The sequence below is a fragment of the Streptomyces paludis genome (assembly GCF_003344965.1).
GTDB classification, from domain to species: Bacteria; Actinomycetota; Actinomycetes; order Streptomycetales; family Streptomycetaceae; genus Streptomyces; species Streptomyces paludis.
In genome coordinates this window covers 5,259,219-5,277,823 of sequence record NZ_CP031194.1, presented here as the reverse complement: position 1 = coordinate 5,277,823, position 18,605 = coordinate 5,259,219, and the positions used below count along the sequence as shown (strand labels likewise).

Genomic DNA, 18,605 nt, shown 5'->3' with positions numbered 1-18,605 from the left:
CCGCTAGAACTGCGACTGCACGTGCTGCCAGAAGCCGTCCCGCAGCGCCCGGCGCAGCACCGCGTGGCCCCGTAGGGACCGCTGGAGCAGCTTCTCCGCCTCGATCAGCAGATCCTGGTCCACCGGGCCCGGCAGATACGGATGGCCTGGCAGCAGCTCCGCCACGGCCTCGCGGCCCCGCTCCGCCAGCCAGGTCGCGGCGATCTGCGCGCCGATGAAACGGACCTGGTCGCGGGAGGGCGGCGGGTCGCCCTCGTGCTCGTACGTGGTGACGGGGCGCCGGGTGACGTACGGCTTGCAGAAGTCCAGGTCGAAGGTGCGCTGGCTGTCGACCTCCCAGAGCAGCGGCTCCGCCTGGTTGCGCCCCTCGCCCGCCTCGATGCCCCAGAGGTGCACCCGGGCGCCGTATCCCTGCGCGGCCTCGACGGCCGACACCAGGTCCTCGTCGCCGCCCACCAGCGCCGCGTCGCTGATGGCGCGGTGCCGGGCGAGCGATTCGAGATCCGTGCGGATCAGGGAGTCGACGCCCTTCTGCTGGTTGTTGGCGTTCAGATTGCCGAGTCTGACCTTGACGTCCGGCAGCTCGGCGATGGACTGCTGCTCGGAGGTGTGGATCCGGCGTCTGGCGCCGTCGTACCAGTAGACGCGGAGAAGTCTGCTGTCCGCGAAGATGATCCGGGCCTTGTCGATGAACGCCTCGATCAGACCTTCGGCGTCCAGGTCGAAGGAGCGCCGGTCCTCGGTGCCCGCTACCAGCAACCCGGCCGCAGCATAGACGTAACCGGCGTCGACGAAGATGGCGTGTGTGGACGGGGTCTTGGCGACCTCGGCGAGCATGCGCTGGAGCAGCTCGTTGGTGCGCTCCAGCCGCGCGGCGATCTCGGTGATGTCCCGGACGTTCTCCGGGGTGTCCTGTGGGTGGATCTCTGCCTCGTTCATACGCCGCCCATTCTCCGTGGACGGCACCCGTCGCACACCCGGATCCGCCAGTAGTTAGCCATCCGAAACTTTTCCTTAGCGTAGGGAATGTTTGCAGAGGGCAACCCGTTGCACACCTATGTAGGCAACGACGGAATCCTCCGTCACCCGTCCATCAAGTTCTCCAGCAGTTCTCCAGCAGGAGGATCAGACGAAGGGAGAAGCCTTGCGCTTCGAAATCATGCGCCTCGACGACGTCGACGGATCAGCCGTGGACAGCACCGTCGTGGACGCCGCCTCCGTCAACCGGATCGTGCAGCAGGCCGCCGCGATGGGCCAGCGCATCTATATCCGACCGGCCGAATCCCCGGCCTCGTAACACCGTACTCACCGTACTCGTACCGACGTACCCCACACTCCGACGTACCCCACACTCGCAGACGACTGACGAAGCGCCCCCGTACGGATTTCCCCGTACGGGGGCGCTGCCTGTTTCCCGCGTCAGCCCGCGCGGATGACCTGGGTGATCCCGTTGATGATCTGCTGCACGGCGATGGCCGAGAGCATCATCCCGGCGAGCCGGGTCACCAGCACCACGCCCCCGTCCTTGATCACCCGGATGATCACCAGCGAGTAACGCATGGTCAGCCAGAGCACGAGGTGCATGGCCAGGATCGCCGCCCAGACGGAGAGCTGTCCCGAGACACCGTCGGCGTGCCGGACGGCGAGGATGACGGAGACGATCGCGCCGGGCCCGGCCAGCAGGGGCATGCCCAGCGGGACGAGGGCCACATTGACGTCCTTGGTCTGCTGGGGCTCGTCCGTCTTGCCGGTCAGCAGATCCAGCGCGATCAGCAGCAGGAGCAGGCCACCGGCGATCATCAGGGCCGGTACGGAGACATGCAGGTAGTCCAGGATCTGCTGGCCGAGCAGCCCGAAGACGGCGATGACCCCGAAGGCGACCGCCACCGCCTGCCAGGCCATGGCGCGCTGGACCTTGACGGGCCGGCCCGAGGTGAGCGCGAGAAAGATGGGGGTGATCCCGGGCGGGTCCATGATGACGAAAAGGGTGAGGAAGAGGGATCCGAAAACGGCAAAGTCGAACACAGGTATGGGCCTTGCGGGAGAAGAGCGAAAGAAATCGCGTGCGAAAAGGAAGGGGGAAGAAAGAGCGGGCGGGAGAAAGAGCAGCCCGCGGAAGGAAGAGGTACGTCCGGAGACCGCGCGGACCCCAGAGACCGCGGGGAACGCGGGTGCTACGGGACCGCCGACGCGCTGGGCGCTCGGGCGCTGTTACGCGTGTCCGCCCGCGCCCGGCACCGGGAACGCGCCCGAGGAGCGCCGGGTGATCTCCCCGTAGATCTCGGGGTCGGTGGTGAACGCGCCCAGTTCCACGGTCTTGCGACTGCCGTGGTAGTCGCTGGAGCCCGTGGTCAGCAGCCCGAGTTCGGCGGCCAGTCCGCGCAGCCGGGCGCGGGTCGGGCCGTCGTGGTCCATGTGGTCGACCTCGATGCCGTCGAGTCCGGCGGTGGCGAGCTTCGCGAGGGCGGACTCGGGCACGGTCCGGCCGCGCTTGACGGCCTGGGGATGTGCGAGGACGGTGACGCCCCCGGCGGCCTTGACCAGCCGGATCGCCTCGACCGGATCGAGTTCGTACTTCGGGGCGTACGCGCGCCCGCCGTCCGCGAGCCACTGAGGGGCGAAGGCGTCGGAGACGGTCTCGACGACGCCGAGTTCGACAAGGGCGGTGGCGATGTGCGGGCGGCCGAGGGAGGCGTCGCCCGCGATCCGGGCCACCCGCTCCCAGGTGATGGGCACGCCCAGCTCCTGGAGCTTGCCGACCATCGCCCGCGCGCGCGGCACGCGGTCGTCCCGTACCAGCTCGCGCGCGGCGAGGAACTCGGGCTCGGTGGCGTCGAAGAGATACGCGAGCAGATGCAGTCCGACCCCGTCGAGCCGGCAGGAGAGTTCGGCGCCGGGGACGAAGGTGAGCCGGCGGCCGGTGTCCCCGAGATCCGCGAGCGCGGCGATCGCCTCGGCGTGGCCGCGGGTGGAGTCGTGGTCGGTCAGCGCGATCACGTCGAGCCCGGCGGCGACGGCGTTGCGGATCAGCTCGGTGGGGGTGTCCGTACCGTCCGAGGCCGTGGAGTGGGTGTGCAGGTCGATGCGCACGACGCGGGCTCCGGGGCTCGGGGCCGAGGGGCTCGGCGCGGGTGATGAGGACGCTCAAGGATAACGTTCGCGCGGGGGCGGGATCCGCCGCCCCGTATACGCCCCGTACGCGGGTCAGTCCAGCAGCCGGGGCGAGAGGGCGCCGCAGGGCAGCAGCTCCGTGCCCTGGCCCGCCTCGCGGAGATCGGTCAGGACGAGTTCGTCGTAGAGGAGCATGCCGGACTGCTCCGGCCAGACGATCGCCCAGAGCCAGAGGCCGAGCGCCTCGCCCGCGAAGACCGCGCGGTCCTGCGGGGCCTCGGGGACATGCCAGAGCGGGGTGGGGCGGCCGGCCGCGAGGAGTTTGGTCTGCGGCGGTTTGTCGGCGTGGATGGCGGACCCGGGGTCGGGTCCTTCGATCCCCGCGTAGCGCGCGCCGAGCCCGACGCCCAGCTCCTCGGCGACGAGCAGCAGCTCACCGGCGCCGCCGAGCGGTCCCGGGCCCGAGCAGGCGACGGCGGTGGCGCGGCCCCCGCTGCGTTCGTCGCCCGCGTACGCCACGCCGGTGAAGAGCCAGCCGATCGGGAGCGGCCAGGGCATCCAGACGGGGACGCGGGCGCGGTGCACGACGACTTCGAGCGCTTCGACGCTGGGTGGTATCACGGGTTGCAGCGGATGGACGATGCCGTGCGCGTCGCACTGCCAGGAGTCGGCGAAGAGACCGGGCGCCCTGAGCCGGCCACCGCACTTCGGGCAATTGGGTTCGCCCCTCATAGCACCCAACGGTCCTCTCCGTCCCGCTCCCCGTCAAGGACGATCACCAGGCAGGACCGCCCGGTCACGGAGCGATGCGGATGCGCACGGCATCTATCAGGTGCGCTCGACGGGGTCCGATGATCAGCCGGGAAACCGTTGGCGGCTGCTCAGTCGAGCGCGACCGAGCGCCGCCGCGGATCGCGCAGATCCGTGCCGTGGGCGAGCCAGCGCTCCTCCAGCTCCCGCGCGCCCCTGACCCGCTTCCACGCGGCCTCGTTGGGCGTCATCGGCAGCAGCGGCAGGAACCGTACGGGCTCCAGCGGCGGGTCCAGCTCCAGATCCGCCACCAGTCCGCCGGACTCCCCCACCAGTACGGAGCTGAAGGGCGCCCCCGGCCAGAGCGGCGTCCCGAGGTCGAGCGAGCCGCCCGGGGCCACGACGACGCCCTCGACCTGCGGCGAGGCCGCCAGCACCGCCAGCGGGCGCAGCACCTGGTCGGTGTCGGCGAGGCCGGCGCGTACGGAGAGGACGAGTTCGGCGCGGGGGCCCTTGACCGGGTCGGCGAGGAGGGCCGACGGGTCCGCCATGGGCTGTCCCGACATTCCGAGGGTGACATAGCGCACCACGTCCGTACCGCCCTCGGAGTCACGGAACCGCAGCACCTCGAAACGGTCCGTACCCAGGAAGGTCACCGCGGCGCGGGCGTCCGGTTCCCCGAGGGCCGTACGGAGACGGGCGTCGACGAGAGCGAGAATTTCTTCCATCCGGGGAGCATAGATCGGCCAAGAATGGGGCATGGAAAGGGATTGGCCCGGTGCGGACTGATAGTCTTGGCCGTTGTCCGGGACAGCACGCTGAAGCGTCGCTCTCCAGTCCTGGAGCACGTCATCCCCCACGGGGGACCGGCCGGAGGAGGTGGGGCTGCGGTGGATCGAAGTCACCCGGCCAGTACCAGCCGCTCTTCCGCCCGCACCATGTGCCGCTGATCCGGCGCCGACGTGTCTGTCCGACGCTGACGCGCATGCGGTACTTCGCACGACGGAAGAGCACTTCTCCAGCAATCGCCGGTGTTTTTGCCTGTCTGTAGCGAACAGCCGTCACCGCGGCCCCCGCGGTGCCGCCCGCTTTGCGGACGTACCCACGCCTCACGTCCCCATTCCGGGCTGTGCCACGCCCCCGCCGACGGCCTCTCCGTGAAGGAGCCCGCCATGTCGATGATCCGTGACCTGCGCGCAGTGGTACGCCCGTCCCTGCGCAAGAACAGTGCCAGCAAGTACGACTCGTACGACGCGACCCGCGACCCCTCCGCGTCGAGCGCGGTGGTCGACTGCGCCGTCTACCGCGAGGGGCGGCGCCTGGAGAGCGCCCCCTGTGTCACCCCGCACGAGGCGATGCTGCGGGTGCGCGAGAGCGGCGGCTTCGCGTGGATCGGCCTCCACGAGCCGACCGAGGAGGAATTCGCCGGGATCGCGGCCGAGTTCGGGCTGCACCCGCTGGCGGTGGAGGACGCCGTCCACGCCCACCAGCGGCCCAAGCTGGAGCGGTACGACGACACCCTGTTCACCGTCTTCAAGACCATCCACTACGTCGAGCACACCGAGCTGACCGCGACCAGCGAGGTCGTCGAGACCGGCGAGGTGATGTGCTTCACCGGCCGGGACTTCGTCATCACGGTCCGGCACGGCGGCCGGGGCTCGCTGCGCAACCTCCGCCACCGGCTGGAGGGCGACTCCGAACTGCTGGCCAAGGGCCCCTCGGCCGTACTGCACTCCATCGCGGACCATGTGGTGGACGGCTACATCGCGGTGGCGGGAGCGGTGCAGGACGATATCGACGAGGTCGAGATCGCGGTCTTCTCCGAGCCCGCGAAGGGCAGCAAGCGCGGCTCCGACGCCGGCCGGATCTACCAGCTCAAGCGCGAGGTACTGGAGTTCAAGCGCGCGGTCTCCCCGCTGCTGCGGCCGATGCAGCTCCTGAGCGAGCGCCCGATGCGGCTGATCGACCCGGACATCCAGAAGTACTTCCGCGATGTCGCCGACCATCTCGCCCGGGTCCACGAGCAGGTCATCGGCTTCGACGAACTCCTCAACTCGATCCTCCAGGCCAATCTGGCCCAGGCGACCGTCGCCCAGAACGAGGACATGCGCAAGATCACGTCCTGGGCGGCCATCATCGCCGTACCGACGGCGGTGTGCGGCGTCTACGGCATGAACTTCGACTACATGCCCGAGCTGGAGTGGAAATACGGCTACCCGCTGGTCCTGATGGCCATCGGCACGATCTGCCTGACCATCCACCGCATGCTGAAGCGCAACGGCTGGCTCTGACGCGGCCGGTTAACGACCGACCCGTGCCCCGGAGGCGGCTGTCTCCGGGGCACGGGTCGGGGAATACGGTGCGTCGTGCGGGACGGGGTCAGTTCAGGGAGCGGAAGCCCGCCAGGTTGGGGCCCGCGTTGGTTTCGCCGACGAACAGGTCACCGGTGGCGCCGGTGGACCAGACGCCCGACTTGCCCGTGCCGATGATGTCGGGCACGGCGGTCAGGAGGGGGCGGGCGGTGGGGGTCCAGCCGGTGGAGAGGCGGGTGCGGCCGGAATCGGAGCCCAGGCCCTCGCCGTGCGGGCCGATGCCGATGTAGAGGAACACCTCACCGGTGCTCTTCTTGCGGGCGATGAGGTCCACATGGCCGTTGCCGTTGGCGTCGCCGGGGGCCGCCAGGTCGTAGTCCGCCCAGCCGCCGTTGCCGATGAGGAGCGGGGGCTGCTCGATGTAGTCGTCGAGGTAGATCTCGTCGAGGTAGCCGGACGCCGAGCCGAAGTACAGCCACAGCAGGTCGCCCTGCTTGACCAGCAGGTCCGGGTAGCCGGGGCGGTCGTCGGGGCCGATCACGCCGTCGCCGTCGAGGTCGAGCGGTCCGTCGACATCACCGATGGCGAGGATCTGGGTGGCGCCCTGCCAGTGGTCGTTCTCCCGGTCCCAGACGCGCAGTTCACGCTGGTCGGCGGGGACCACGGCGCCGGTGCCGTCGTTCGGGTGGACCCAGAGGCGGTCACGGCCCAGGTTCGGGTCGGCCGCCATCATGACCAGGTCCTCGTAGCCGTCGTCGTTCCAGTCGCCGCGGCGGGTGGTCTTCGCGTCCTTGTAGCGGCCGGTGTCGGAGGCCGCGGCCGACGCCTTGGTGACCTTGCCCGTACTGTCGCCGAAGTAGCGCTGGAGGGTGCCCGCGGAGTCGACGGCCCACAGGTCGGCGTGGCCGTCGCCGTTGAGGTCGCCGGGCTTGTCGGAGACCTTGGCGCCGTTGGCGTAGAAGAGGTACGTACGGATGTCGGAGCGGTTGCCCGCCTGGTCGACGCTGCGGACGTACAGCTGGTGCGCGCCGGCCTTGGTCGGGGTCAGTTCGAGGGACACCGTGCCGTTGAGGGCCGCGGGGGCGCGGGTGACGACGGTGGCGTCGAGCGTGGACCAGTACTCGTACGAGGCGATGTTGGTCGCCGCGCCGGGGCCGACCGTGAAGGTGCCCTTCGTACGGACCGGGCTGGTGTTGACGGGCCAGCCCGCGTCACCGCTCGGGAACTGCGTGGAGCTGACGGTCGGCGGGGTGCTCGGCCGGTCGGGCAGGTAGCGGAACCGGCAGGCCGCCGCGCTCGTGGGCGGGGACCAGGCGCTGATCAGGGTGCCGTCGTCGGTCTGGGCGCGCCAGGAGAAGTAGCCGTCCGCGTCGGGGACATACGTCTTCAGCGTCGCCTTGGGGATGGTGACCCTGGCGACGGTGCCCGAGGTGACGGAGACCGTCGTGTTGACGATCAGCTTGCCGTTCGGCTCGTCGTTGGGGTGGTGGCCGGTCGCCCAGAGGTTGAACTTGACGTTGACCTTGCCGCCGTCCGGGTCGACGCCCTTCGCCGCCAGCTGGACGTCCGTGTCACCGATCAGACCGTACGGCGAGATGTTGCCGCAGGTGGTGGAGGTGCCCTTGGTGCTGGGGACGGTGTCCAGGTCGGTCGGCGCGTTCGGCGGGGTGTTGTACTCGGTCGACAGGACGGCGGTCGACGCGTCGAACTTCTTCCAGCCGTATGTGTCGGTCTCGCTCGCGCGCAGGCTGAGCGTCATCGTCGCCCAGCTCGACGCGGCGGCCTTGATCGCGTTGCCCTTGACGTCGAACTCGAGGTTGCCGGCCGGGCAGGCGGTGCCCCAGCCCTTGGCGTCGGTCACGGTGGAGAGCAGCGCGCCCTGCGTGGGCTGGTTGCTCCAGGTCGTGGCGGAGCTGATCGGGTTGACCGCGTAGAGGTAGACCGGCTTCTTGGTGCAGGACCAGGAGTGGGTCTCCTTGATCCGGAACGTGGAGTTGGTGACGGTCTTGCCGGCCAGGTTCCGGGTGTCCATGGTGAAGAAGGAGGCCCAGGTGCCGCCGGTGTCCGACTCGTAGCCGACCCGCGCGATGTTGTCCGACTTGTTCCAGAAGCTGGTCGACGGGTACAGCTTCGCGACCGAGGTCCAGTTGTTGCGGCCGCCGGAGACATACGGGTCGATATGGACCGGGAAGACCGTGTCCGCTGCCGTCAGCATGGACTGGTCCGGCGTCAGCTTCAGCGCGCCGCCCTCCACGACGGCGGGCATCGTGGCTTCCTTGGCGCCGACGGCCGGGACGAAGCCGTCCTCCTCGATGGCGGGGGCCTGCGCGGGGGCCTTCGCGGGAGCCGCCGCGGCGGCGGACAGCGCGGCGCCGACCGACTTCGCGTTGGCGGGCGCCGGGGCGCCGGCGGCGACGCCGGAGCTGTCCCACATGATCGGGGTCGGGGCGGCGAACACGTTCTGTCCGGCCGGGTTGACGGCGGTGAGGTTGCCGGCCTTGTCGGTACGGGCGGTCACCCCGTCCGTCTCCATCGGGAACGCCAGGCGCTCCAGCCGCGGATCGGCGGCGGCCTCACGGTTCTTGACGACCAGGAGCTGCTGGAAGCCGTTGACACTGGCCCGGAGCTTCAGGTCGACCCCCGGGAACACCTCGGGGTACGTGGCGGTGTCGCCGTCGAGTTCGGGCGTGGGCAGCTTGCCGTCCCAGTCCAGTGACAGGGTGCGGCCGTCGCGCTCGATGGTGGCCATCGTGTCCGTGCCGCCGCCGGAGAACTCCAGCCCGACCGAGGTCGCCCGGGGCCGTACGGTGCCGTCCTTGGCGCGTACGAGCGTGGCGTCCGCGTCGACGAGCTTGCCCTCCTGCCGCACCCGGACCGGGACGACATGGGTCTCCTTGGTGAAGGTGCCCGAGGGGTTGGCGTAGGTGGTGGAGTACTCGCTCCGCTCCGCCACCACCTCGACCCGCTCCCCGCTCTCGGCCGCGCGCTCCAGGGCGAGTTCGGCCGCCGCCGGCTCCGCGCCGAGCACCGGTTCGTCCGCCGCCGCGGCAGGTCCCGCGGCCAGCGGGAGCACGGCGCTCGCGAGAGCGACCGCGACCGCGCCCGCTATCAGCGGACGCATTCCGGTTCTCCGCTTGCGCGGCTGTCGTTGAGATGTCAAGTCGTTTCCTCCCCGAAGCCCTTACCGGTGTGCGCGCGAAGGCGACGACCCGGCAGGGCCCAAAAGCCATGTGAATGAACGGCGGTGCCGAACGAAAGGAGAGTAAATCGCACCGAGAAGGTGAATTAATTCCGCATGCCGCCGCAAACCTGGCATTCCGCTTGTGCAAATCCCAGCGGGAGCGATCAGGTATGCCCCTTTAGCCACGCTTTACGTGATCCTCAGCGACGTACTCTCCACTCGCGGTTATTACTTTCAGCACTAGGGGGCACAGTGAACGACCCTTCGCTCCGCGCCGCGGACAGCGCGCGCAGAACGAAACCGAGCAGGCGAAGAAGATGGACAAAGGCCACCTCCGTCGTTACGGCGTCCGTCCTGCTGGGCGGATTCCTGAGCGCCGAGACCGCTTTCGCGGTCGCCTCGCTCGCCCTGCCGAAGCTCGACACCACCCATCCCGTGCCGGTCACCCCGGTCGGCGTGAAAAAGCCCGGCGGCAAGGACGACGCCGCGCGTGATTCCCGTAACTCCGCACCGGCCGTCGCATGGCCCGCGGCCGGTACGGCGGAGGTCGAACTCCCGGACGCCCGGGGCGCGGTGAAGCGGGCCGGCAAGCTGCCCGTACGCGTCGGTACGGCGGCCGGCAAGCCGAGGGCGGGCGAGCGCGGCACCCCGCCGGAGCGCGCCCAGGTCCAGATACTCGACCGGAAGGCGGCCGGCAAGCTCGGGGTCGAGGGCGTCCTGATCGCCGTGCGCGCGGCGGAGGGCGGGCACGACGCGAAGGTACGGCTCTCGCTCGACTACTCCGGTTTCGCGCACGCCTTCGGCGCCGGCTGGGCCTCCCGGCTCTCGCTCGTCCAACTCCCGGACTGCGCGCTGGAATCCCCGGACGCGAAGGACTGCGGCGCGGGCACCCCGCTCGCCACGGAGAACGACGCGGACGCCGAGACGCTGACGGCGGACATCCCCGTCGACGGCACGGCCGGCACCACCGACGCATCCGGCGCGCCCGTACAGACCGCGCCGAGCGGCGCCAAGTCCGTCACCGGACTCTCCGCCGCCTCCGGGGTCACCCTGCTCGCGGTCTCCGCGGCGCCGTCCGGCTCGACCGGCGACTACAAGGCGACCCCGCTGAGCCCCTCGGGCAACTGGGTGGCCGGTGACTCCTCCGGCAACTTCGGCTGGGGTTACGAGATCCAGACCCCCGAGGTCCCCGGCGGCCTGGAGCCCGAGCTGTCGCTCGGCTACTCCTCCCAGTCGCTGGACGGCCGTACGGCGGCCACCAACAACCAGGCCAACGCGGTCGGCGACGGCTGGGCGCTCACCGAGAACTACATCGAGCGCCGGTACGTGTCGTGCAACGACGACATGACCAACGGCAACAACAAGTCCAAGAACGGCGACCTCTGCTACGGCACCGAGAACGCCACCATGTCGCTCGACGGCCAGTCCCACGAGCTGGTACGGGACGACAAGTCCAAGACGTGGAAGCTCAAGGACGACGACGGCACCCGCGTCGAACTGCTCACCGACACCGCCCGCGGCAACGGTGACAACGACGGCGAGCACTGGCTGATCACCACCACCGACGGCACGAAGTACTACTTCGGCTACAACCGGCTGCCCGGCTGGTCGTCCGGCAAGGAGGAGACCAACTCCACCTGGACCGTGCCGGTGTACGGCAACCAGAGCGGCGAGCCCTGCTACAAGGCCGCCTTCGCGGACTCGTACTGCCAGCAGGCGTGGCGCTGGAACCTCGACTACGTCGTCGACACCAACTCCAACGCCTCCGCGTACTACTACAAGACCGAGAAGAACTTCTACGGCCGCAACGTCTCCACCACCACCGGCCTGGGCACCCCGACCGAGTACATCCGCGGCGGCCACCTGGACCGCATCGAGTACGGTCTGCGCGCGGACAACCTGTACGGCGCCAACGCGGCCTCCGCGAAGGTGCAGTACACGGTCGCCGAACGCTGCCTGCCCGACGCCTCGTTCGACTGCGCCCCGGCGAAGATGACGGCGGCCAACGCCAAGCGCTGGCCCGATGTCCCGCTCGACCAGGACTGCAAGGCGGGCGAGACCTGCAAGGACAAGATCGCGCCCACCTTCTGGACCAGCAAGCGGCTGGCCCGGATCACCACCTCGGTGCTGGTCGGCTCCGCCTACCGGTCCGTCGACTCCTGGGACTTCCGGCACGAGCTGCCCGATCCGGGCGACGGCTCCCCGGCCACCCTGTGGCTCGCCGGCATCACCCGCACGGGTTACTCGGCGGACTCCTCCACCGCGCTGCCCGAGATCACCTTCAAGGGCACCCAGCTGGCCAACCGCGTCGACGCCACCGGTGACGGCATCCCGCCGCTGGTCCGCTACCGCGTCAACCAGATCAACACCGAGACCGGCGGCTCCATCGGCATCAGCTACTCCGCGGCCGACTGCGCTCCGGGCAGCCTGCCCACCGAGGCGAGCAACACCCGGCGCTGCTACCCGGTCTACTGGTCCTCGGCGGACTCCCCGGCGGCGGACTACAAGCCGGTGAAGGACTGGTTCCACAAGTACGTGGTCACCCAGGTCCTGGAGAACGACCTGGTCGGCGGCTCGCCGACGCAGCAGACCGACTACACGTACGTGGGCGGCGCGGCCTGGGCCAAGAGCGAGGACGAGTTCACCAAGGCCGAGTACCGCACGTACAGCGACTACCGGGGATACGGCGAGGTCCGCACCCAGACCGGCAACGGCACCGACGGCCCGCGCCAGGACAGCCGGACCCGCTACTTCCGCGGCATCGACGGCGCGAAGGTCGCCGACTTCGAGGGCAACGAGGTCGCGGACCACGCGTCCTTCCAGGCCATGGAGCGGGCGGAGATCGTCTACAACGGCGCCGAGGTGGTCTCCGAGGAGACCTCGACCCCATGGCGCTCCGCCGTCACGGCCTCCCGCGCCCGCACGGGGCTGCCGGCCCTGGAGTCCGACATGACGAACGTCCAGTCGGAGACCACCCGGTCGCCCGCCAAGGGCGGCGGCTGGCAGCGGACGAAGACGGAGCGGACCTTCGACGCGTACGGCATGGTCAGCACGGAGACCGAGCACGGCGACACGGCGAAGACCGGTGACGAGAGCTGCACGACCACTACCTACGCCCGCAACACCAGCGCGAACATCCTGGAGCTGACCGCCTCGGAGAAGGCCACGGTCGGCACCTGTGCCGCGCCCGGCGGGCTGATCGCCGAGAACCGCAGCTACTACGACGACACGACCACGCTGGGTGCGGCGCCGACCCGGGGCAACACCACGCGTGAGGACGAGTCCAACGCCGACGGGACGGGTTTCCTCACCGCCTCGCTGACGTCGTACGACCTCTACGGCCGTCCGGTCAAGATGACGGACGCGCAGAACCGTGCGATGACCACCCGGTATGTCCCGGCCACCGGGCCGGTGACGAGCATCGTCACCACCAACCCGCTCGGCCACACGCTGACCAGCGAGGTCGACCCGCTGCGCGGGCTGACGGCCGCGGAGGTCGACACCAACGGCAAGCGGACCGAGCTGGGGTACGACGCGCTCGGCCGGCTGACCGGTGTCTGGGAGCCCGGCCGTACGAAGGAGAAGTTCCCCAACCACCCGACCGCCTCCTTCACGTACCGGATCTCCAAGACCGAGACGCCGGTCGTCGCCACGACCGAACTGCGCGGGGACGGCTCGACGGAGACGAGCTACGAGATCTACGACGGTCTGCTGCGCGAGCGCCAGACCCAGGTCCCCTCGGCCACCGGCACCGGCCGGGTGCTGACGGAGACCCTGTACGACTCGCAGGGCCAGGAGTGGAAGTCGTACGACGACTACTACGCCACGGGATCCCCCGAGCCGAAGCTGGTGGCCGGTGACGACACCAAGGCCCCGGCCGGGGTCCGCTCGGTGTACGACGCCGCCGGACGGCCGACGGAGGCCATCGCCCTGAAGTTCGGCACGGAGACGCGCCGGACGAAGACGGTGTACGACGGCAACCACACCACGGTGATCCCGCCGAAGGGCGGCGCCGCGAGCACCACGGTCACGGACGCGCAGGACCGGCCGGTGGAGGTCATCGAGTACACCAACGAGGCGCGCACCGCTTCGCAGTCCATCAAGTACACCTACGACAAGCGGGGGCTGCTGGAGACGGTCACCGACCCGGCCGGCAACGTACGGAAGTTCACCTACGACGCGCGCGGCAGGGAGACCCGCACGGACGACCCGGACAGCGGCACGCTGCTCACCACGTACGACTCGCTCGACCGGCCGGTGACCACGACGGACGCCCGTGGCAACACCCTGAAGGTCGCCTACGACGAGCTGGGGCGGCGGACGTCGCTCAGCCAGGACGGCAAGGTCCTCTCCGAGTGGTCGTACGACACGGTCGCCAAGGGGGAGATCTCCGAGTCGCGGCGGTACGTGGACGGTAACGCCTACGTACAGAAGATCACCGGCTACACGGACGACTACCAGCCGACCAAGGTGGACGTCACCGTCCCGCAGTCGGAGGGCGCTCTCGCCGGAACGTACTCCATCGGCTACTCGTACGACGAGCTGACCGGTCTGCCGACGTCGACCAGCCAGCCGGCGCTCGGCGATCTGCCGGCGGAGCGGGTGGTCACCCGGTACGGCGCGGACGACCAGGCCCAGGGCCTGACGGCCGGTGGCCGGATCCTGGTCAACTCGTCCACGTACGACCCCTTCGGCCGGGAGCTGCGCACGGAGTACAACGACGCGGCACGGCGCCTCTACCGGTCGGCCTCGTACGACGAGCACACCGGCGAGCTGCTGCGGACCACCACGGACCGTACGGCCGGACCGACCCGGGTGGACGACACCTCGTACGGTTACGACCTGGCGGGCAACATCACCCGGATCACCACGGAGACCGGCCAGGACGCGGCGAAGCAGACCGACACGCAGTGCTTCACCACCGACGCGCTCCAGCGTCTGACCGAGGCGTGGACGGCCAAGGACACCTGCGCCACGACGCCGTCACCGTCCAACGTCGGCGGCCCCAAGCCGTACTGGCTGACCTACAGCTTTGACGCGCTGGGCAACCGCACCAAGGAGGTCCGCCACGACGTGGGCACGGACGGTTCGGCGGGCAACAGCGCGCTGGACTCGGTCCGTTCCTACGCCTACGGGAAGCCGGGCGGCGCCAAGCCGGCCGCGCTGACCTCGGTGTCCACGGAGCGCGGTGGCGCGACCACCGTCACGGACTCGTTCGGCTACGACGCGGTGGGCAACACGACCACCCGCAAGACGGCCGGCCGGGACCAGACGCTCGTCTGGGACGCGGAGAACCAGCTCGCGAAGGTCGAGGAGCCCGGCCGGGTCACCGTCGAGTACACCTACGACGCCGACGGCCGCCGGATGCTGCGCAAGGACCTCACCGGGACGACGCTGTATCTGCCGGGCGGCAACGAGCTGTTGTTGCAGCCGGACGGCAAGAAGGCGGGCACGCGCTACTACGACTTCGACGGCGAGACCGTCGCGGCTCGGACGAACGGCGCGATCCAGTACCTCTTCGAGGACCACCACGGCACGGCGACGACCGCGATCGACGCCACCACCCAGGAGGTGCGGCACCGCACGCTCGGCCCGTTCGGCGAGGAGCGTGGCTCACCGTCCGCGACCCCGGCGCTCTGGCCGGGAGCCGACAGGTCCTTCGTGGGCGGGACGTCGGACAGTACGGGACTGACCCAACTCGGCGCCCGTGCCTACGATCCCAAGCTCGGCCGGTTCCTGAGCGTGGACCCCATGTCCGACATGGGGGAATCGCAGCGTATGAACGCGTACGCGTATGCCAACAACAACCCGGTCACCTTCTCCGATCCTGACGGGCTCTCCTTCTTCGGGAAGATCAAGAAGGCCGGGAAGAAGCTGGCCAAGAAGGCCGGCGGCGCCGTCAAGTCGGCAGCGAAGAAGACCGCCACGGTCGTCAAGAAGGCGGCCACGAAGGTCACGCAGGTGGCCAAGAAGGCCGCCAAGACCGTCAAGAGCGCCGCCAAGACGGTGGCCAAGACAACGAAGAAGTTGGTCAAACGAACCACGGCGACGGTCAAGAGGTACGCGAAGAAAGCCTCCACCTACACCAAGAAAACCGTCAAACGGGTCGGCAGCGGGTTGAAAAAGGCCGGCCAGAAGGCAGGAGGCTACGTCAAGAAGGCCGGTAGCTCGCTGAAGAAGGCCGGCGGGTCGGTGAAGAAGGCCGGCGGATCCGCGCTGGCCGCGACCAAGTCCGCCGGAAAGAGCCTCGGAAAAGCCGCGAGCAAGAGCAGCGGCAAGATCGGCGGGGCGATCGGCATCGCGGCCTCCATCGCGGGCGGCCTCAGCTCCGGACCGTCCGGGGGCAGCCTCGGCGACCTGCTCGGCAGGGTGTCCACGCTCGCCGGTACGGCGGGCATGGTCGCGGCCTTCATCCCCGGTATGCAGGGCGCCGCGTTGGCGCTCGGCGCGGTCTCCGTGGCCGCCGGTCTGGCGAGTGGCTACGCCTACCAGCGGGAAGGCAACAACGAGAGCGCCCGCAACGCGTACATCGGCGCGGGTCTCGGAATACTCGGCGGCGGGGCGGGCAAGCTGGCCGGCCGGGCCGTCGGAGGGATGAGCACGAGAGCCTTCACCGGAATCACGGGGCGCAGCTACTCCTCGGGCTTCCAGAAGACTGTCGTGAACACCTTCAGTAACATCGGTGCGGATCTCCCCGGCGCGGCCTGGGCGTACTCCACTACCGATTTCAAGTAGTCGACGACCTCCGTCTCCCCCCGGGGCTCCGGCCCCGGGGGGAGACGGAGGTCCCAGCCCCTGGACGGAGCCATGGAGCTTTCCTCAATACCTCTGCCGGTCCTGATCGTTGTGGTGGCTCTCGCCGCAGCCGTCTTCCTGCGCGCATGGATTCCGCTGATGGACACCCGCGAGCAGAAAGTGAAGATCGGGGTGGCGGCGGCGCTCGGTCTCGTCGCCATGACGGTGGCCGGGGTGGGGAAGTTCGGATGGCCGCTGAAGACCGCCCTCGCCTATTACACCGTGCTGATTATTTCCTTTGCGATCGGAACGCTCGGCCACGGCAAACAGATCAGGGCGGTCGCCAGCCGCGAAGCCGAGGAAGGGCCGAGCAAGGAGAATCAGATGCCCGGTCTGATGATGCTCCAGTTGTTCGGGGTCATGGTGCTGCTCTTCTTCGTGTGCGGAAAGCTGATCACCGATTTCTGAGCCGCGTCATTCACGATCGGACCGGGGGAGCAATATGAAACCGCGCGTGCTGCGCAAAAAGAGTCTCTGGATTTTCACCATCGTGAGCTGCTGCGCGATATACGCGGGAATTCCGGTGATCTGGCTCGTCGCACGGCCGAATGAATCCACCGGCGAGCTGCTCATGGTCGCGTCCGTGCTGCTGGCCGTGTCCCTGGTCATGATCCGGATCGGCCGGGTCCGGGTGGAGATCCATGACGGCGGGCTGCGGCTGGTGGGGGTACTGGGCCGGGACTGGATCCCCTGGGGCGCGTATCTCCTGGTCGAGACCGACGGTGAGCTGGTCGTCCGGGCGCGCGGCGAACGGAGTTACGCCGTCTCCGCGTTCAGCGGCTCGCTCATCGAGGAGATGCTGAAGGCCCGGGGCCGCAGCCGCAATGTCCGGGCCGGTGAGGCGATACGGGCCGCCGCGCGGAGCGCTCCGGCCGAGGCCCGGCGGGACCGGGACGTCGTGTCGAAGTCCTGGGAGCTGATCCCCGCCGATCTGCTCCTGGCCCAGGTGCCGGTATGCCTGGCACTCACGCAGTCGGGCATCGTCCCGATGTGACCGCCCTCGCCGTGCGGGACCTCCCGCCGTGCGGGACCCCTCGCCGTACGGGACCCCCCGCGCACGCCCCCTCGATAGGCTGCGCGCATGACAGAACCACAGCACTTCGGCGCGGCGCTCGTCGAGGAGGCCACCAAGAAGTCCGGGCTCGTCTGGGTCCGGGGGACGGGGCCCGACCGCGCCCTGTGGCACGTCTGGCACGAGGGCGCGGCGCTGGTGGTCGGGGACGGGCCCGGGGAGCAGCCGCTGCCGGGGCTGGCCGACGGCGGGAGCGCCGAGGTGACCGTGCGCAGCAAGGACAAGGGCGGCCGGCTGGTCGCCTGGACCGCCGCCGTGTCGGAGCTGGCGCCGCGCTCCCCCGCCTGGGAGGCCGCCGTCGCCGAGCTGAAGGGCAAGCGGCTCAACGCGCCGGACGCCGAGGAGATGCCGGAGCGCTGGGCGCGGGAGTGCCGCGTACTGTGTCTGACGCCCCGGGGATCGACCACCGATCTGCCGGCCGGCTCACTGGCCGCGGCACCGCTGCCGACCCCGGTGACGACGCGTCAGCCCGTACCGGCGTCCCTGCCGCGTCTGCTGCTGAAGCGCGGGAAGAAGACGGGGAAGGCCGCGAAGAGCTGACGGGCGGGGACAACGGGCGCCGCACGAAGGCTGTTCGTACGAAAGCTATTCGCCCGTCTTCGGCAACTGGCTTCCGTAGTCCACGATCTGGTTCTTCGCCGGGGCCGTCAGCTCGAAGTCCTTGCCCCAGTCCGCCAGCGTGAGCGTCCCCGCGTTGCCCGCGCGCACCAGCTGTACGGGGTACGGCTCGCCCTGGAGCGCGATGTCCAGTGTGCCGCCGTCGCCCGCGCTGCCGCTGATCTTGATCGTCCGGAGGCCGCCGATACGGTCGCGCTCGCCCTTGTTCAGCTCGCCGTGCAGCGACAGGATGCCGCCGAGCAGCACCTCCATGTCGGTGAAGCCGGTCAGCTGCTTGTACGCGGGGTCCTCCTCGGGCACCTTCACGTACTTGTCGCCGAGCTTCCCGGCCGCCTCACTGTCCCCGGCGCTGGGCTTGGCGCTCTCCTCGCCGGACTTGCCGTCGGTGTGGCTCCAGAACCCGGCGTCGGCCTTCAGATAGAGCGTGTCCTCGATCCGCAGCAGCTGGAAGGTGCTGTTCTTCGAGATGACGGAGCCCAGCGCGCCGTTCTGTTTGAGCCGCATGTTCAGCTTGTACGTCTCGCCCCCGCTGACCAGCGCCCCGGAGAGCCGGACCGCGCCCGCCGTGTCCGCCGCCGCCTTCGCCTTCTTCTCGATCTCGGTGGCGGAGAGCTTCCCGACGCCGTTCGTCCCCTCGTCGGGATCCTCGCCGCACGCTGTGAGCACCGCCGCCAGTCCCAGGCAGATCGCGACGGGCAGAGCGGCTCCGCGGGCACGGCGGGACGATGGGAGAACGGTCACAGACGCACTGCCTCTCATACGCTGC

General features: G+C 69.7%; 13 protein-coding genes. 6 read left to right on the top strand and 7 right to left on the bottom strand.

Annotated elements, in window-relative coordinates; translation table 11 throughout:
• Positions 1 to 3: 3 nt before the first annotated feature.
• A complete protein-coding gene (locus DVK44_RS23355; RefSeq protein ID WP_114661436.1) occupies positions 4 to 939 on the bottom strand; it encodes an NYN domain-containing protein in 936 nt (311 codons plus the stop codon).
• Positions 940 to 1,144: 205 nt separating this feature from the next.
• Here DVK44_RS23355 and DVK44_RS36800 point away from each other — a divergent pair, with 205 nt between their 5' ends.
• A complete protein-coding gene (locus tag DVK44_RS36800; RefSeq protein WP_181957505.1) occupies positions 1,145 to 1,297 on the top strand; it encodes a hypothetical protein in 153 nt (50 codons plus the stop codon).
• A gap of 122 nt (positions 1,298 to 1,419) precedes the next feature.
• On the opposite strand, the gene DVK44_RS23350 is transcribed toward DVK44_RS36800, so the two are convergent.
• From DVK44_RS23350 to DVK44_RS23335, 4 genes are all read right to left on the bottom strand, one after another.
• Positions 1,420 to 2,025, bottom strand: a complete 606-nt coding sequence (locus tag DVK44_RS23350; RefSeq protein WP_114661435.1) for a MarC family protein — start codon at positions 2,023 to 2,025, stop codon at positions 1,420 to 1,422.
• A gap of 186 nt (positions 2,026 to 2,211) precedes the next feature.
• The gene (locus tag DVK44_RS23345; RefSeq protein WP_114661434.1) at positions 2,212 to 3,090 is read right to left on the bottom strand and encodes a PHP domain-containing protein; all 879 of its coding nucleotides are present in this window, start codon (positions 3,088 to 3,090) and stop codon (positions 2,212 to 2,214) included.
• 114 nt (positions 3,091 to 3,204) lie between these two features.
• On the bottom strand, positions 3,205 to 3,843 hold the full coding sequence (locus tag DVK44_RS23340; protein WP_114661433.1) for a DUF6758 family protein: 639 nt from the start codon (positions 3,841 to 3,843) through the stop codon (positions 3,205 to 3,207).
• Between the two features lie 149 nt (positions 3,844 to 3,992).
• Positions 3,993 to 4,589: a suppressor of fused domain protein gene (locus DVK44_RS23335; protein ID WP_114661432.1), complete on the bottom strand. Its 597-nt coding sequence runs from the start codon at positions 4,587 to 4,589 to the stop codon at positions 3,993 to 3,995.
• 444 nt (positions 4,590 to 5,033) lie between these two features.
• Here DVK44_RS23335 and DVK44_RS23330 point away from each other — a divergent pair, with 444 nt between their 5' ends.
• Positions 5,034 to 6,152 (top strand): magnesium and cobalt transport protein CorA, encoded by a 1,119-nt coding sequence (locus tag DVK44_RS23330; protein ID WP_114661431.1) that lies wholly within the window; start codon positions 5,034 to 5,036, stop codon positions 6,150 to 6,152.
• An 88-nt stretch (positions 6,153 to 6,240) separates the two neighbouring features.
• On the opposite strand, the gene DVK44_RS23325 is transcribed toward DVK44_RS23330, so the two are convergent.
• Positions 6,241 to 9,294 (bottom strand): FG-GAP-like repeat-containing protein, encoded by a 3,054-nt coding sequence (locus DVK44_RS23325; protein WP_114661430.1) that lies wholly within the window; start codon positions 9,292 to 9,294, stop codon positions 6,241 to 6,243.
• Positions 9,295 to 9,606: 312 nt separating this feature from the next.
• On the opposite strand from DVK44_RS23325, the gene DVK44_RS23320 reads away from it, so the two are divergent.
• The 4 genes from DVK44_RS23320 (at position 9,607) to DVK44_RS23305 (ending at position 17,761) form a co-directional block, all read left to right on the top strand.
• On the top strand, positions 9,607 to 16,089 hold the full coding sequence (locus DVK44_RS23320; RefSeq protein ID WP_228447337.1) for an RHS repeat-associated core domain-containing protein: 6,483 nt from the start codon (positions 9,607 to 9,609) through the stop codon (positions 16,087 to 16,089).
• A gap of 72 nt (positions 16,090 to 16,161) precedes the next feature.
• Complete coding sequence (locus DVK44_RS23315; protein ID WP_114661428.1) at positions 16,162 to 16,557, top strand: hypothetical protein; 396 nt, start codon at positions 16,162 to 16,164, stop codon at positions 16,555 to 16,557.
• A 46-nt stretch (positions 16,558 to 16,603) separates the two neighbouring features.
• Complete coding sequence (locus tag DVK44_RS23310; RefSeq protein ID WP_228447336.1) at positions 16,604 to 17,143, top strand: PH domain-containing protein; 540 nt, start codon at positions 16,604 to 16,606, stop codon at positions 17,141 to 17,143.
• A gap of 87 nt (positions 17,144 to 17,230) precedes the next feature.
• On the top strand, positions 17,231 to 17,761 hold the full coding sequence (locus DVK44_RS23305) for a hypothetical protein (RefSeq protein ID WP_114661426.1): 531 nt from the start codon (positions 17,231 to 17,233) through the stop codon (positions 17,759 to 17,761).
• A 45-nt stretch (positions 17,762 to 17,806) separates the two neighbouring features.
• Here DVK44_RS23305 and DVK44_RS23300 read toward each other — a convergent pair whose 3' ends face one another.
• Positions 17,807 to 18,580: a hypothetical protein gene (locus tag DVK44_RS23300; protein WP_228447335.1), complete on the bottom strand. Its 774-nt coding sequence runs from the start codon at positions 18,578 to 18,580 to the stop codon at positions 17,807 to 17,809.
• Positions 18,581 to 18,605: the final 25 nt, after the last annotated feature.